The organism is Spirosoma horti, from assembly GCF_054776595.1.
The window spans coordinates 81,269-96,913 of sequence record NZ_BAAHBQ010000013.1 but is presented as its reverse complement, the minus strand read 5'-3'; the positions used below and the strand labels follow the sequence as shown (position 1 = coordinate 96,913).

Below are 15,645 nucleotides of genomic sequence, written 5' to 3'. Positions count from 1 at the left end.
TACGTGAGGGTTGCTAGATGAATTACCTGTTTGAAAAAAGTGATCCCGGTTTTTTTGCTGCTCAGGCAGGCATTTACCAGCCTGCAGGCCAACGACCCCATTCGCATGGCCGGGGCAACGGCATTCTTTTCTTTTTTCGCATTGCCGCCCATCGTCATCATTCTCAGCAGCGTACTGAGTCAGCTGTTCAACGACCGCTACCAGCGCGTGAGCGGCCAATTGTTCGATGAGCTGGCCGACCTGTTCGGACCGAAAAGCGCCAATCAACTGGAAGATATTTCACATCGTCTTCAGCTTCCCAAACCCAGCCTGCTCTTAACGGCAGGTAGCTTCGTGCTGTTGTTTATGGCGTCGACGACCTTGTTCACCATCCTAAAAAACTCGCTTAACCAACTCTGGAACGTTAAGCCCAAAGCAGGCCGGGGCGTCCTGAATGTGTTGACGGACAAGTTGATCGCCCTGGCCATCATTCTGGGCTCTGGCCTGCTGTTCAGTACCTTTCTGGCGTTGGAACAGCTGATGGCTCACCTGGGAGGGGCGATGGCCCTGTCGTCGCTGGCCTATTATAAGGGCATGGTCGGTATGGCCCATCTGGTGGCGTCGGTGCTGATCCGTACGGTCTGGTTTGCCCTTCTGCTCAAATTTCTGCCCGATGTCAACATTTCCTGGCGAGCCGTTTGGCTGGGTGCTTTTTTTACAAGCTGCCTGTTTAAACTAGGGGAGGGCGTATTGAACTACCTGCTCATCGACAGCCAGGTAGGGTCGCTCTACGGCACAGCGGGGGCTATTATTCTGCTGTTATTATTCGTTTTTTATGCGTCCCTAATGTTTTATTATGGCGCTGCTTTTACCCGCCAGTTCAGCGAGTGGACTCATCTGTCGGTGAAACCCAGCAGCCATGCTGTTGCCTACACGATTACCGAGATAGATCCAGCGGAGTCAACGAACGAATCTGAAACGTAAACACTATGGGTATCCACATTGGCACATCAGGTTGGAGCTATGATCATTGGCAGGGCGTCTTGTATCCCTATCCGACTCCGGTTCAAAAACGGCTGGCCTATTATGTACAGGCGTTTCAGACGGTTGAACTCAACAGTAGCTTTTATCGCTGGCCTAAACAGAGCACCTTTGCCGGATGGGAGCAGCGCCTGCCCGAGGGTTTTCTGTTGACCGTTAAAGCGCCCAGGGGACTGACCCATGCCAAAAAACTTCTTGAGCCAGAAATCTGGATGGAGCGTATCAAAACCTGCTGGCATGAACTGTTGCATAAACGGGCGGTTCTGCTTGTTCAACTGGCTCCTCAGCAAGCCTGTGATTACCCGCGACTGGCGTATTTTCTGGAGCAGGTGCCCTATTGGATGCGTGTCGCCATTGAATTCAGGCATCCAAGCTGGCATACCGACGCCATTTTTGCCTTGCTGGAGCAACATCAGGCGGCTTATTGCATCATGAGTGGTGCCCAACTGCCCTGTATTCTGCGTGTTACGGCTCCTTTTGTCTATGTTCGGCTACACGGCCCGGATACGAGCCATCTGTATGGAGGCTCGTACTCCGATGCGGATCTGCAGTGGTGGGCAGCCCGAATTCGGGAGTGGGCAGGCATGGGGAAGGAGGTATTCGTTTACTTTAACAACGACGGGGCTGGTCATGCCGTGCGGAATGCCCAGACGTTGCAGAAAATACTGGCCTAAACGGTTGACTACCCAATTGCCGGAAGCTACACGGTATGCCCTAATCCGGATTCTTCTTCCAGTTTCTCGGAGGCATCCTTGATCGCTTCTTCTATCGAGTGTGATTTTCGGAGGTCCGATGCTTTTTGGGTGATCTCGGCCATGGTCTGATAATGTTGCTGCAACACACACAGTTCTTCTTCGGTTAAATCTTCTACCGATACCAGCCGGTTACTGGCTCCCTTTGTGGCAGCGATCAGCTCATTGAGCTTTAGCTGAACCGACATCGATTCTTTATTCTGCGCTTTTTGAATCAGAAAAACCATCAGGAATGTGATAATTGTTGTACCCGTATTGATAACCAATTGCCAGTTTTCTGAGTAACCAAAAACAGGGCCCGTTATGGCCCAAAGAATAACCGTACCGAGGGCTACTAAAAAAGCCGCAGAGCTGCCCGTGGCTTTCGTCACACTGGATGAAAAACGTTCGAAGATACCTTTGGAGGTACTGTGAGAAGAACTTTGCTGAGTTTCCATGGTCAATTAGGATGTAGGCGGAGGTCGACTGTTTTAACTAGATAACAGAATAAAGGCCCGTTTATCTTGATTTAATGAACTTTTAATTAAGCACTTGCAGAGCAAAGACGCAGTAGTGGCGGAGGAAAAGCATCGGAGACGCAAAGCGTAAGACGGTTTGTCGGTGATATGGGTAAACTATGCCCTTGTGCATGATAACTGGTTGATCTGTTAATCTGTAGGAGGAGTAAACCATTGCCACTTTTTTCCTTTATTTTGGATTGCCATTACCTAATTATCCGGATGACGGGCAATAAGAAAAGTGCTGAAGAGGAGGTACTCGCCCTCCAGAAAGAACTTCAACGAGTTAAGCAACAAACCGCTTCTGCCCTGGAAGCGGTTGGCATCGGTTTGTGGGTTATGTATCCCGACCAACGCAGGGTCGAGTGGGATGAGCAGTGCCAGAAAATTTATGGATGGCCCCAGACAACGATTTCACTGGATGACCTGTTCCGGCAGATTCATCCCCAGGATCTCATCCATCTGCGGTCATTGGTTGCTGATCCACCCAGTCGGAAAACGCAGAAACCAACAACAATCGACTACCGCATCACCAGCCCCGTAGATGGCGTTATGCGCTGGATACGCCTGACAGGCCGGGTAGCCAGACAGCCATCCGGAATGGGTGATTGCTTTTCGGGGACGGCCCAGGATATTACCGATGAAAAACGCAGGGAGGCAACGTTGAAAACAATAGAACAGCGATTTCAATCGGCTTTCATGAATGCCTCGGTTGGCGTTGTCATTCTGGATACACAAAGCAACATTCAGCTTATTAATAAAGCGTTTGCAGATTTGGTCGGTTACTCGCAGGATGAACTACTCAATCAGCACTTTGGCACCATCAGTCATCCCGATGATATGGAGGAAAACATGGCCCTGATTCAGCAGCTCATACGGGGTGAGTCAAACTCGTATATCTTCAATAAACGCTATCTGCATAAAAACGGCACCATCGTGTGGGGTCAGGTTAGTTCAGCCCTGATTCGGGATCAGGATGGAAAGCCGGACAGTTTTATCAGCATTGTACAGGACATTACGGCCGATTTACAGGCGCAGGCGGAGCAGAAAAAGCTGGTATCGCTGCTGAAAGCCAGTGAAGAACGCCTGCAAGACGCCATCGAACTAGCCGAACTGAGCACCTTTGAAATAAGCCCTGGCGACGGTATAATCCGGCTCTCCGGGCGGGCTAAAGGTTGGCTGGGTTTTAAACCGGACGAGGTGCTTTCACTGGATCAGGTTCTCGACACGATTCGGGATCGGGATCGTGTCGAAGCAACTCTGCGGCAAGCAATAGCCAGCGGCATCGATACGGCCGTGGATATTGAATTCTGGGCTGTCAATCGACAAACGGGCCAGGAGCGGCTGTATCATGCCCAGGGTCGAGCCGTGCGAAATGGGCTGGATGGGGTGTCGCTGCTAATACGGGGCATTGCCAAAGACATAACGGCTCAACGGCAATACGCTCAGGATCTGGAGCAGCAAGTCCAGGGCCGTACGCAGGCCCTGCAGCGAGCCAGCCTGCTGGTCAGGACCCAGGCTGATCAGCTTCGGTTTGTAACCGATAGTTCGTTGACGGCTATTGCCCTGTACACGATTGTTCGGGATGAAACGACCGGTGAAGTCGTCGATCTGAGATACGAGTTAATCAATCAGATGGCGCAGCGCATGACAGGGCGCCCGGCGACCGATTTGCTGGGGCACACCCTGCTGGAGGTATTTCCGGGTATGCGCGAGAACAGTATATGGGCGCGCTACCTTGAACTGGCGCAAACGGGCGTTCCCCTGCGTTACCACAACCACTACACGCAGGATGGGTACGACATCTGGTACCAGGTGCAGGGGGTCCGCCAGGGTGAACTGCTGGTCTTGTCTTTTCTCGACATTACTGAACTTAAACAGACTCAGCTCAAACTCGAAGCGCTTAACAAAGACTTGCTGGAAGCCAATAATAACCTGGAACAGTTTGCCTTCGTGGCCTCGCACGATTTGCAGGAACCATTACGGAAAATTCAATCGTTCGGCACGCTCTTGCTGGAGCAGTACGCTGAGCGGCTGGGTGATGGAACGGACCTGATTCAGCGGATGCAGGTGGCCGCCGAACGAATGTCCATTCTGATCAAAGATTTGCTCACGCTGTCACGCATTACAACACAGCACCATTCTGCCGTTGAGATTCCGTTGTCGCGGGTGATCCATCGGGTTATCGACGACCTGGACTTTGTTATTGAGGAGGCCGACGCAACGATTCATATCGATTCGTTACCTTCCGTAAAAGGGGATGAATCTCAATTGCGGCAGCTCTTTCAGAACTTACTGTCCAACGCCATCAAGTTTCGTAAGCCGGGTGTGGCTTTGCAGGTGCGAATCACTGCCCGTATCATGGTAAGAGCTGATTTGCCAACGATTGTCAAGCCAACCCGGGAGGCCGTTCAATACCATCAGATCAGCATCGAAGACAATGGCATTGGCTTCGATGAAATGTATCTGGATCGTATTTTTCAGGTATTTCAACGCCTGCACACCAAGAGCCAGTATGCCGGTACAGGCATTGGATTAGCGATCGTGCAGAAAGTAGCGGCCAATCATGGGGGGGCTATAACGGCTACCAGCCAGCCCGGTCTGGGGGCTACGTTCTCGGTATATTTTCCGGTATGATTAAAAACCTATACGCCGGGCCGCCGGAGCGGTTTCAAAAACCGTATAGGTTTGCTGTGGTATCGGTTTTGAGAAACCGACACCACTTGGTACAGCACAAAAGATACCTCCCCGTTTTTTTATTGTCCCGTAGAAATGTAGTTTTGAAACCCATCGACTACAACCGTTTACTTGTTTCTTTATGTTAGCCAAAACGTTCGGCGCTGCCGTGTATGGCGTAAATGCCAGTCTTATTACCATTGAAGTCGTTGTAGCACAGGGCCTTCATTTTCATCTGGTGGGCTTGCCCGACAGTGCGGTCAAGGAAAGTGAACAGCGTGTCGAGGCCTCCCTGAAATTTTTTGGCTACCGCATGCCCCGTCAGAAAGTTGTTGTCAATCTGGCTCCCGCCGATATTCGGAAAGAGGGATCGGCCTACGATCTGCCCATTGGGCTTTGCGTACTACAGGCCTCCGAACAGATCACCACGACCCGCAGTCTGGAAGACTATGTCATTATGGGTGAACTGGCGCTCGACGGTACGCTGAGGCCCATTAAAGGCGTACTGCCTATTGCCATCGAAGCCCGGAAACGAGGCTACAAGGGCTTTGTGTTGCCCATCGAAAACGCCCAGGAAGCCTCTATCGTTAACCAGCTGGATGTCATTGGAGTAGCCACTATTCAGGACGCCATTGAATTTTTTGAAGGGAAAAAAGAAATCGTGCCTCTGGAAACTGACACGCGTGATTTGTTCATGACTCAGATCAATGCCTATGATGCTGACTTTTCGCACGTGCAGGGGCAGGAGAACATAAAACGGGCCATGGAGATAGCGGCTGCCGGCGGCCACAATGTCATCATGATTGGCCCACCGGGCGCGGGTAAAACAATGCTGGCCAAGCGGTTGCCCAGTATTTTGCCTCCGCTCACGTTGCAGGAAGCGCTGGAAACAACGAAAATCCATTCGGTGGCGGGGAAGCTTGGTGCCCGAGCTACCCTCATTGCGACCCGCCCGTACCGGTCACCACACCATACCATCTCCGATGCCGCACTGGTGGGTGGGGGCAGCTTTCCGCAGCCGGGCGAGATATCCCTGGCCCACAATGGCGTGTTGTTTCTGGACGAACTGCCCGAGTTCAAACGGTCGGCGCTGGAAGTGATGCGTCAGCCACTCGAAGACCGGAAGGTGAGTATTTCGCGGGCCAAATGGGCCGTCGAGTTTCCCGCCAGCTTTATGCTCATTGCCAGCATGAACCCCTGTCCCTGCGGCTATTATAACCATCCCGAAAAAGAATGCGTCTGCGGACCGGGCGTTGTGCAGCGCTACCTGGCCAAAATAAGCGGGCCCCTGCTCGACCGAATCGACTTGCATGTGGAGGTAACGCCCGTTTCCTTCGATCAGATGACCGCCAATCGCCCCGCCGAAACCAGCGAAGCCATTCGTGAACGCGTGATCCGGGCCCGTGAGATTCAGACAACCCGTTTCGCCAGCCAGCCCGGTATTTACTCCAACGCCATGATGCCCTCGCAACTGGTGAAAGAGATCTGTTTGATCAACGATCCTGGTCGGGCTTTGCTCAAAACGGCCATGGAGCGTCTGGGCTTATCGGCCCGCGCCTATGATCGCATTCTGAAAGTAGCCCGTACCATTGCCGACTTATCGGCCAGTGAGGAGATTCGCATCGAGCACCTAGCCGAAGCCATTCAATACCGGAGTTTAGATCGCGAGAACTGGGCAGGCTAATGAGTAGGCAGACGTTAAAAATGTGTGTAAATATTGCCGGTTTTTCTTGCCAGATTGGATGCATACACACATATTTGGCTCCAAACTAAACCCGATGATGAGACCTTATAGAATCCTGGTGTTCATGCTGTTACTCGCGTTGGAATGGCCGCTTCAGGCACAATCCATCGCTTTTGAAAAGGGGAAGTGGAACGATATGCTGGCCCGGGCAAAAACGGAAAAGAAATTAATTTTTGTTGACGTTTATGCGGTCTGGTGCGGCCCTTGCAAAATGCTTGATCAACAGGTGTTTACCGACAAGCAGGTTGCCGCTACGTACAACGCCTTTTTTATCAACTACAAAGTCGATGCAGAAAGGGGCGAAGGGATGACCCTGGCTCGACAATACAATGTCAGAGCTTACCCAACGGCTTTGTTCATTGATGGCGATGGCCAACTGATTGATACTTGGACGGGGTTCATCCCGCCCGCTCTCTTTAAACAGCAAGGCGAACGCGTGTTTAAAAAAACGCCCCTTGGCCTGACGCTATCCCTGCACGAAGCCGCCTACGCAGAAGGAAATCGCTCGGCCGCCTTCATGAAAACGTATCTGTGGCTGCGCCGTCAGGCTGGTCTTGACGTTACGGATGTGTTGAACGACTACGTGAGCCACGTACCCGCCGACTCTCTGAAAACGCCCCTGTTCGCCACGGTTCTTCTGGCCAATACGACGTCGGCTAAAGGGCCTGCCTTTGAGCTGATGATGCATCGAAAAGACGAGCCTCGGTTTCGGTCGGCTCTCGATATGATCGTTCAGCGGGACGTTAGTGTGGCCGGTAAAGAACGGAGTCGATCCGAGTTTAAGGCGCTTTGTGGCGTAATCGAACGACTAACGCCCACCGATCAGGTAGCTGAACGGCTGGCCCATTATCAGCTCGTTTACGATGCCGAGGCCGAAGACTGGAAGGGGTATGCCGACCATGCTGAAGCGTATATGAATCAGTATTTAGTGCCCAACTTGACCACCCAGGCCCATCAACAACAGCCAGCGTCGTTTCAGAATCGCTATGACCAGTTGTGCAACATGGGTTATTTTATCTGGAAAAACAGCAAAGATGATGCCCGGCTGTCGACCCTGCTAACGACCCTGGTGTCGGTTGGGCAGATTCACGAAAGCCCACTTAATACCAGCCTACAGGCATGTCTGCGGTACAGGCTGGGTGAGCGGGTCGAAGCCGTAGCGCTTCAGACAAAGGCCATCGAACAGGCGCGCACCCAGGGTGAGGATGTATCCAGTTATGAAGCAACACTGCTCCGAATGCAGAAAAAGAAGGCGCTTTAACAGAATGCTAAGGAGCTACTAAAGAGCAAAGTAAGGTTGAGAGCTGGTGCTGGTGGCTGCCCGGGCCAACCCATGATCGGTTTATCTATTTTACATTTATTATTCGCGTGACCGAACATTACTGAATAAAAAAGGTAGTTCTAGTATCCCTACATACATACAGGATTAACTAGCATTGCCATGAGTACAGAACAAAACCGAACAAATACAAACGATAAGCTTGACGAACTGGAACAGAATCGGGAATACAGCACGGGCGAATTCCTGACTACCAACCAAGGCCTGCGCGTCAATGACGATCAGAACTCACTGAAAGCCGGACCAAGAGGGGCCACGCTACTGGAAGATTTTATTCTTCGGGAAAAAATTACCCACTTCGACCATGAACGTATTCCCGAGCGGATTGTCCATGCGCGAGGAGCGGCTGCCCACGGCTATTTTCAAGTTTATGAACCACAGGCCGGTCTAACAAAAGCTAAATTTCTACAGGATCCGTCCGTAAAAACGCCCGTGTTCGTGCGGTTCTCTACCGTGGCCGGTTCGCGCGGTTCGACCGACCTGGCCCGTGACGTACGGGGTTTTGCGGTTAAATTTTATACTGAAGAAGGTAACTTCGACCTGGTTGGCAACAACATGCCGGTCTTCTTTATACAGGATTCCATCAAGTTTCCCGACTTTGTGCACGCGGTAAAACCGGAGCCCAACAACGAGATGCCGCAGGCCGCTTCGGCTCACGATACATTCTGGGACTTTATCTCGATCACGCCTGAGTCGATGCACATGATTATGTGGGTCATGTCGGATCGGGCCATTCCCCGTAGTTATCGCATGATGGAAGGATTTGGGGTACATACCTTCCGGTTTATCAACGCCGAAGGTAAATCGAGCTTCGTAAAATTCCATTGGAAACCACTGCTGGGTGTTCATTCAGTGGTTTGGGATGAAGCCCAGCTTATTTCGGGCCGCGACCCTGATTTTCACCGTCGCGATCTGTGGGACTCCATTGAAGGTGGAGCTTATCCGGAATGGGAACTGGGTGTTCAGATCGTGGCCGAAGAGGACGAACATAAATTCGACTTCGATTTGCTGGATTCGACGAAGATTATTCCTGAAGAACTGGTGCCGGTTCAGCGCATCGGAAAGATGGTGCTCGACCGTAACCCCGACAATTACTTTGCCGAAACCGAACAGGTAGCCTTCCACCTTGGTCATTTGGTACCGGGCCTGGATTTTACCAACGACCCACTTTTGCAGGGACGTTTGTTTTCCTATACCGATACCCAGTTGAAACGCCTGGGTGGGCCCAACTTTCACGAAATTCCCATTAACCGACCCATTGCTCCGGTACACAATGGGCAGCGTGATGGCCACATGCGGCAAACGATCAACGTGGGTCGCACCAGCTACAGCCCGAATGGCATCAATGCCAATTCGCCCGCGCAGGCAAAAGAGAGCGAGGGTGGTTTTACGAGTTATGCCGAACGAATTGACAGCCATAAAATACGCGCCCGAAGCAAAAGTTTCATGGACCACTATAGCCAGGCGAAACTATTCTGGAATAGCCAGTCAGACACGGAGAAAACGCACATTGTGAAAGCGCTGCGCTTTGAGCTAGGCAAAGTAGCCGTGGAAGAAATTCGGGAGCGGATGCTGATTCACTTCGCTCAAGTCGACACGACGCTGGCTACGCTGGTGGCCGAGGGTTTGGGGCTGACGGTACCATCGGCACAGGGTGTTCAGCTCAACATGGGTGTTCCGGCTGATGCCAATCCCGCTGATTATCAACCAACCACCGCTCGCACGGACGTAGGAAAGTCGGCAGCGCTGAGTATGGCTAACCCGCCTAAAGTAGGCATTAAAACACGTCAAGTAGCTATTCTGGCTGCCGATGGCGTAGACAATGCCCAACTCGATGCCATGAAACAGGCGCTGTCGGCCGAGGAAGCCGTGATTGCCATTATTGCTCCCCGTTTGGGTAAGCTTAAAACCTCAACGGGTGAAGCTGTCAAGATCGACGCCAGTTTACAAACAACGGCCTCGGTGCTGTTCGATGCCGTTTATGTGCCCGGCGGTCAGGCCAGTGTTCGTTCACTCTTGCAGGAAGCTGACGCGATCCGATTTGTCCACGAAGCCTTCATGCATTGCAAACCCATTGCCGCTACCTCAGACGGAATTGACCTCCTGAAAGCAGCCGCCAATGGGGGCGCCGAGAAACTCCTAAGCAGTGATGGTATCATTACGGGCGAGGCCACAACCGCTGATGCTGTTCCTCAACAGTTTATTGAGGCCATTGGCCAGCCCCGTTTCTGGAGCCGGGAAAAAACGCTGGTGTAAGCTTTGGGGTAAAGAAAGACATTCGAACGAATTGTATCTGTGGGCTTCAGCCCGTGTATGAACTGGAAGGGACTACGAGCTAAAGCCCGTAGGTACAATATCCTTCTTCAACCAAATAAGTAGCATTGAGTAGCAAAACAGCCCAACTTCACTTTTTTAGCAAAAGTGAAGTTGGGCTGTTTTGTATTTAATTACGACTTGCTGAGTCTATCTCACTTTAACGAGCGTATTTAGCCTGCATCAGCTTAATGAATTTTAGCCCATTTTCGGCAATATTCCAGGGGTCGTTATACTCCCGCCAGACGTTGATCGAATTGGCAAAATCAATATCGTTCCGGGTGAAGGCTTCGATGGTCATCCAGCCGTCGTAGTTCAGCTCCGCCAGCGTCCGAAACGTGTCATCCCAGGGAATATGCCCATCACCGGGTGTACCACGGTCGTTTTCGCTGATATGCACATGGGCAAGTACCGGTGCAATGGTGCGAATGGCTTCCGGAAAACGTTTCTCCTCCATGTTGGCATGATGGGTGTCGAACATAGCCCGAACGTTCGGGTGGTCGGCTCGGCGGATCAGGTCCAGCAACTGGCTCATGGTGTTGCACAGATAGCATTCAAAGCGATTCAGGGCTTCCGGTGCCAAGATGATATTGGCCTGCTGGGCGTAGTCACCAGCGGCATGAAGCACCTCGGCACTGTGAGCATATTCATCGGGCTGGGGCTCCCGTCGACTGAAGGTGGCAAACGCCGAGTGCATCGGCCCACAAATGACGGTGGCGCCCATGGCGTGGGCCCGATCGATGGCTTCTTTCAAGAAGCTTACGGCCTGCTCCCGGATCTTAACCGATTCACTGACCGGATTTTGATCGGGGCCAACCACCATCACGCACGTACGCTGTAAGCCCAGCTGTGTCAGGTGATCACCAAACTGGCGGTATGCGGCAATATTCTGATTGTCGATAAAGCATTCGATGCCATCATACCCAATGTTTTTCAGGCGTTCGGTTATTGGATTTAGTTTCTCCGACATAACGGCCGACCAGGCCAATACATTAAAGCCAATGGGAGACGTTGAGCTTGATTTAGGGACTGTGGCTGCTTCGGACATAGACGGGTAAGATTAACGCAATTTATACGATCTCATAGTAAAGCGTTCGCGAACGTATTTTTCCTGTTAGGTAGCCAAAAATAATGGTGTATCCGTGCTGATGGCCTGGATGGACAGACGTGGCTGAATGAAGACATGCACCGCCGGGGGTTTACTCCTTGCCTTAGTGGATATTTACTCGTTTATTGTAAATCGTAAGGGTAATAGGCAAGAGTGCATTAATGGACTTTTAAGTAGTTAGTACCCGAACCGTCGTACCTTTAGTTCGGAACTATAGCTATACCATAACCTATGTCATTAAAGGGGCCTATTATCTCAATTGAGGATGATGAAGACGATCAGTACCTGATCGGTCAAGTTATTCAGCAACTGAACCTTCCCAATTCGCTTCGTTTCTTCTCAAATGGGCAAACGGCTCTGAACTACCTTAAAACCACTGTTGAACAACCCTTTCTGATTCTTTGTGACATCAACATGCCCATCATGAATGGGCTGGAACTACGGAAAGAGATTAACGAGAGCGAGTATTTAAGGACCAAGTCCATTCCTTTCGTTTATTTGACAACAGCGGCTAATAGCCAGTTGATTCAGGAAGCCTACGATAGTATGGTTCAGGGCTTTTATAAGAAAGCCATTGACTATTCGGGGCTTAATCAGCAACTAAAACTTATCGTTGAATATTGGCAGAACTGCCTGCACCCAAACAGTCAGCTTTAATGGTTGCACCTGCTACTGAAGCCGCGTTATTTCCGCCGGTTCTCCAGCACAATAAGCGGAATAAAGCCATTCCAGGTAGGTGTAAACCGGACTTCGTTCAGGAAGCCCCGCGCGTAATTTCCCAGCACGATGTCAAGGTCGCCATCGTGGTCCCAGTCGCGGGCATCCATACAAATCCAGCGCCCATACTGGCTCACCGGAACGGCATGCGGGGTGAACGATAGGGGTTTAGCCTGCTCAAAATAGATGAAGGTTTCGGCTGGATTATTTTTAAGATCACCGAAGAACGCAATGGTGGCTATGTCCAGATCACCGTCCAGATCGAAGTCCGCAGCCATGGCTTTGGTGCAGCCATTGATTGGGTAAAAGTAAGTCTGTTTGTACTGGTCGCTTCCCTGATTTGTGAAGATATAAACGCCATGAAACGGCTTCAGAATGCGCGAATAGTCGCTGTTATCCCCACAGGTATAGAGAATATCCAAACGGCCGTCCTTATTGATATCGATCAACTGAAAGCTGGTTGAGCCATAAACGGGTGGAAAACGTAGTAAATTCTTATCAGAAAACCCGCCTTTCTGGTCATTCGTGAACAGCCAGATGCCTTCATCGGCATGGGCGAACAGGGCCATAAAATCAAGCCAGCCATCGTGGTTGAAATCGCCGGATATAATCTGCGATGCACCGGCAACTTCCTTAATAACTATTTTTTCGAACGTGTGATCGGGGCGCTGTTTGAGCCAGTACAGAGCCCCCGCTTCATGGCCAAATCCGCAGACAATCCAATCGGTCAGGCCATCTTTCGTGAAGTCGCCGGGGAGAGACTGAATTGGCCGGGGGAGTTGACTCGCCAGCACAACGGGCGATGAGGTGCCTCCTTTGCTGAGACTAATATCCAGGAGTTCGCCCGAGGGCCGATCGACAGCCAGCATGGTTCCAATGCAGGTAAGTTGTGCCCAGCGTGCGCCTGAAGCGTCGACCGTGAAGCTAGCCTGCACTGCCGGAGACGGCAGTTGCTGAATCAGCGTTGGTTTTAGGGCCGAATTCCATTGATAAAGTCCAGCCGTATTTTCATTACTGGAATAAATCTGCCCGCCAGCGGAATCAATCGCAACCAGCGTTGTGGTTGCGAGTTCGGTTTTAATTTCGGCAGGTTTTCGAAGGCTGAACAGGGACCAATCGTTGACCAGCGGTGTTGGCGGAGTGGCTTTTTTGAGTCTGGTCGGTGCCCGTTTTTCATAGTACGCCAGCAGCTTCGTCCAGTTTTCGAATGAAATCGTCGCCTTCGGGGATGGGTAATAATGGGTTTTTTGCCAGACTTCCAGCCCTAGCTTGAGAGCCATTGCCGGTAAAACGTGCTTGCTCCAGGTCTCTTTGTCGAGTGCCTCAGGCGCAACGGGCAAATGGCAGGAACTGCAATAGTGCTTCGCTAATTTTTCCCCTTCGGCATCGGTCGGGTCTTTTGCCGCCGTTGACTCGTTGCTGGATTGGCAACTGGCAACGGCAATAAATAGCCCTAGTAAGGGAAGGACGCAACTGGTATTAAAAAGAAACGATATGTGACGCATGTTGGCTTATTGGAATCGTACCCGACAGCCTCTGGCTGTTTGAGCCGTAGGCTAGGGGTCCGGGTCTTGTTAACTCAAACAACCAGAGACTGTTTGGTACAAGAAAAGGGGCAGTGCGATGACTGCCCCTTTTCTTAGTGTAAGAAAACCCTGACGAATTAATTATACCCCGGATTCTGGGTCAGCGTTGATTTGCCACCCGATGTGCTCAGGTCGATCTGCCGTTGTGGAATAGGGAAGTAATCATTCTTTCCGGCAACGAAGCGGCCACCCCGGATATCCGTCGTGATGGTGCTCTCATAGGTGAAGTACTTGTTTAGCTCGCTCTCGGCAACGCCCCAGCGGACAAGGTCGAAGAACCGGTGGCCTTCGGTGGCCAGTTCCAGCTTGCGCTCGAAGTAAATGGCGTTTAAGGCACCCACCTTACCTAAACCGGCGAATTTACCAGCCGGATACACCGCAATTTTGTAGTTAGCTGCGGGCGTTGTCGAATAGCCCGACAGCGGTGCGGCATTGTTCGCGTATTTATACACGAAGTTGATCGGATTGGCTGCCCGCGCCCGCACCTGATTCACATACGTTTGCGCCTGCTCCAGGTTGCCCAGGTTGGCTTCTGCTTCCGCGGCCATCAACAAGACATCGGCATAGCGAATAATATTCCAGTTAATGGCCGTTCCGGGTGCCCAGGAATGGTTGTCTGAATACTGATCCTGCGTGGCCTGCATGTAAATGTTTTTCTTGGGCGAGTAAGGACCGGCATAGGTTTGACCCGGGCTCCGAATCCAGTCGGCACCGGGGTGATTGCCCCAATCCAGATACGGAATACCCCGGCGGCCAATCGTCCAGTCGATACGAGGATCCAGCGGATCGGTATCTGGCGTAAAGGGCTGGGTCGACGCAACGCCCTGATCATTTTTCACCGGATGGCTGTTGTAATCATTCAGATAGGGCAAACCCGTCGCATCGGTCCGGTAGGAGTTGGCCAGCTCTTGCGACGGCTGAAAGAAGCCACAGCACCGAAAGGGGCTGTTCCCATAGGGGAAGTTCAACATGTCTCCCTGATTAGCATTGGCAATTGTACCCGTACCGTCATTGGCGACCATCTGAATCTGGAAAACCGATTCGGAGTTATTTTCCGTAGCGGCATCGAAATTGTCGTGGTATTTCGGCATCAGCGCGTATTTCAACCCATTACTCGTAACGCCCTGACTAACAACCTGGTCGAAGAGCGTTTTTGCTTCGGCGTATTTGTGTTCGTACAGATACGTTTTCGCCAGATAGGTCGTGGCGGCCCATTTGTTCACCCGACCTACATCCGACTGGGTAGTTGGCAAATTATCGGCCGCATATTTGAAATCAGCCTCAATTTTTGGCCAGATATCCACCGTGTTTGGCTGGGAACTGGCAGCTGATGTTTCGATGGTCTCATCAATCCAGGGCACTTTGTTGAACATACGCTTCAGTTCAAAATAGTAGTGTCCCCGCAGGAAACGGGCCTGAGCCGCCAGTATGGCACGATCGGCATCCGAAATAGTGGTTGCCCGAGCCAGCAGACGCAGGGTCGAGTTGGTCCGGTTTATGCCTTCATATACCGTCCGCCATTTTCCATTGAAGAACCCATTGCTGGCGTCGGTTGTAAATTTGGCAATGGCATCAATCGCAGGCTGATCACTACCGTCGCTTCCTTTGTGTGCTTCACCCCCGGCAATACTGCCGTATACCCAGTTGCTGGGCGATGCCTGCCAGGCATCCGAGCCACTCAGGTTCAAGGCTGAACCATTGTTATACTGGCCATCCAGGGCGGCATAGGCCCCTGTCAATAGGGCATCTACCCCAGCTCGGTTGGCCAATACATCGTCACTAAGGGCACCCTGAGCCGGTATTTCCAGACTTTCCTTACAAGAGTCAAACATCAATCCGGCAGCCATAACTGCCCCGATTGTTATATACTTTGCTAGTTTCATTGGTTGTCGA

Annotated in this window: 11 protein-coding genes; 7 read left to right on the top strand and 4 right to left on the bottom strand. The window is 51.6% G+C overall.

Annotation, left to right across the window (positions count from 1 at the left end; all coding sequences use genetic code 11):
• Positions 1-39: 39 nt before the first annotated feature.
• A complete protein-coding gene (locus tag ACYVAM_RS29915; RefSeq protein ID WP_461073878.1) occupies positions 40-963 on the top strand; it encodes a YihY/virulence factor BrkB family protein in 924 nt (307 codons plus the stop codon).
• 5 nt (positions 964-968) lie between these two features.
• Positions 969-1,694, top strand: a complete 726-nt coding sequence (locus ACYVAM_RS29910) for a DUF72 domain-containing protein (protein ID WP_461073828.1) — start codon at positions 969-971, stop codon at positions 1,692-1,694.
• Between the two features lie 26 nt (positions 1,695-1,720).
• On the opposite strand, the gene ACYVAM_RS29905 is transcribed toward ACYVAM_RS29910, so the two are convergent.
• On the bottom strand, positions 1,721-2,209 hold the full coding sequence (locus ACYVAM_RS29905; protein WP_461073827.1) for a low affinity iron permease family protein: 489 nt from the start codon (positions 2,207-2,209) through the stop codon (positions 1,721-1,723).
• A gap of 234 nt (positions 2,210-2,443) precedes the next feature.
• Here ACYVAM_RS29905 and ACYVAM_RS29900 point away from each other — a divergent pair, with 234 nt between their 5' ends.
• The 4 genes from ACYVAM_RS29900 to katE all read left to right on the top strand — a co-directional run bounded on the left by ACYVAM_RS29900 (position 2,444) and on the right by katE (position 10,284).
• The gene (locus ACYVAM_RS29900; protein WP_461073826.1) at positions 2,444-4,906 is read left to right on the top strand and encodes a PAS domain S-box protein; all 2,463 of its coding nucleotides are present in this window, start codon (positions 2,444-2,446) and stop codon (positions 4,904-4,906) included.
• A 181-nt stretch (positions 4,907-5,087) separates the two neighbouring features.
• Positions 5,088-6,629 carry a YifB family Mg chelatase-like AAA ATPase gene (locus tag ACYVAM_RS29895; protein WP_461073825.1) on the top strand — a complete coding sequence of 514 codons (1,542 nt, stop codon included), beginning with the start codon at positions 5,088-5,090 and terminating at the stop codon, positions 6,627-6,629.
• Between the two features lie 94 nt (positions 6,630-6,723).
• A complete protein-coding gene (locus ACYVAM_RS29890; protein ID WP_461073824.1) occupies positions 6,724-7,950 on the top strand; it encodes a thioredoxin family protein in 1,227 nt (408 codons plus the stop codon).
• 180 nt (positions 7,951-8,130) lie between these two features.
• Positions 8,131-10,284, top strand: coding sequence for a catalase HPII (gene katE / locus ACYVAM_RS29885; protein WP_461073823.1), 2,154 nt, complete (start codon positions 8,131-8,133; stop codon positions 10,282-10,284).
• Positions 10,285-10,501: 217 nt separating this feature from the next.
• Here the strand turns inward: katE and ACYVAM_RS29880 are convergent, their stop codons facing one another.
• The gene (locus ACYVAM_RS29880) at positions 10,502-11,389 is read right to left on the bottom strand and encodes a sugar phosphate isomerase/epimerase family protein (protein ID WP_461073822.1); all 888 of its coding nucleotides are present in this window, start codon (positions 11,387-11,389) and stop codon (positions 10,502-10,504) included.
• A gap of 291 nt (positions 11,390-11,680) precedes the next feature.
• Between ACYVAM_RS29880 and ACYVAM_RS29875 the strand changes: the two genes are divergently transcribed.
• Positions 11,681-12,106, top strand: a complete 426-nt coding sequence (locus ACYVAM_RS29875; protein ID WP_461073821.1) for a response regulator — start codon at positions 11,681-11,683, stop codon at positions 12,104-12,106.
• A 26-nt stretch (positions 12,107-12,132) separates the two neighbouring features.
• Here the strand turns inward: ACYVAM_RS29875 and ACYVAM_RS29870 are convergent, their stop codons facing one another.
• Positions 12,133-13,671 carry an FG-GAP repeat domain-containing protein gene (locus tag ACYVAM_RS29870; RefSeq protein ID WP_461073820.1) on the bottom strand — a complete coding sequence of 513 codons (1,539 nt, stop codon included), beginning with the start codon at positions 13,669-13,671 and terminating at the stop codon, positions 12,133-12,135.
• A 158-nt stretch (positions 13,672-13,829) separates the two neighbouring features.
• Positions 13,830-15,635: a RagB/SusD family nutrient uptake outer membrane protein gene (locus tag ACYVAM_RS29865; RefSeq protein WP_461073819.1), complete on the bottom strand. Its 1,806-nt coding sequence runs from the start codon at positions 15,633-15,635 to the stop codon at positions 13,830-13,832.
• Positions 15,636-15,645 lie beyond the last annotated feature (10 nt).

Coding starts and splice junctions, on each gene's coding strand:
- ACYVAM_RS29890 (WP_461073824.1), top strand. CDS start 6,724: ATGATGAGACCTTATAGAATCCTGGTGTTCATGCTGTTACTCGCGTTG.
- ACYVAM_RS29865 (WP_461073819.1), bottom strand. CDS start 15,635: ATGAAACTAGCAAAGTATATAACAATCGGGGCAGTTATGGCTGCCGGA.
- ACYVAM_RS29905 (WP_461073827.1), bottom strand. CDS start 2,209: ATGGAAACTCAGCAAAGTTCTTCTCACAGTACCTCCAAAGGTATCTTC.
- ACYVAM_RS29910 (WP_461073828.1), top strand. CDS start 969: ATGGGTATCCACATTGGCACATCAGGTTGGAGCTATGATCATTGGCAG.
- ACYVAM_RS29895 (WP_461073825.1), top strand. CDS start 5,088: ATGTTAGCCAAAACGTTCGGCGCTGCCGTGTATGGCGTAAATGCCAGT.
- katE (WP_461073823.1), top strand. CDS start 8,131: ATGAGTACAGAACAAAACCGAACAAATACAAACGATAAGCTTGACGAA.
- ACYVAM_RS29880 (WP_461073822.1), bottom strand. CDS start 11,389: ATGTCCGAAGCAGCCACAGTCCCTAAATCAAGCTCAACGTCTCCCATT.
- ACYVAM_RS29875 (WP_461073821.1), top strand. CDS start 11,681: ATGTCATTAAAGGGGCCTATTATCTCAATTGAGGATGATGAAGACGAT.
- ACYVAM_RS29870 (WP_461073820.1), bottom strand. CDS start 13,671: ATGCGTCACATATCGTTTCTTTTTAATACCAGTTGCGTCCTTCCCTTA.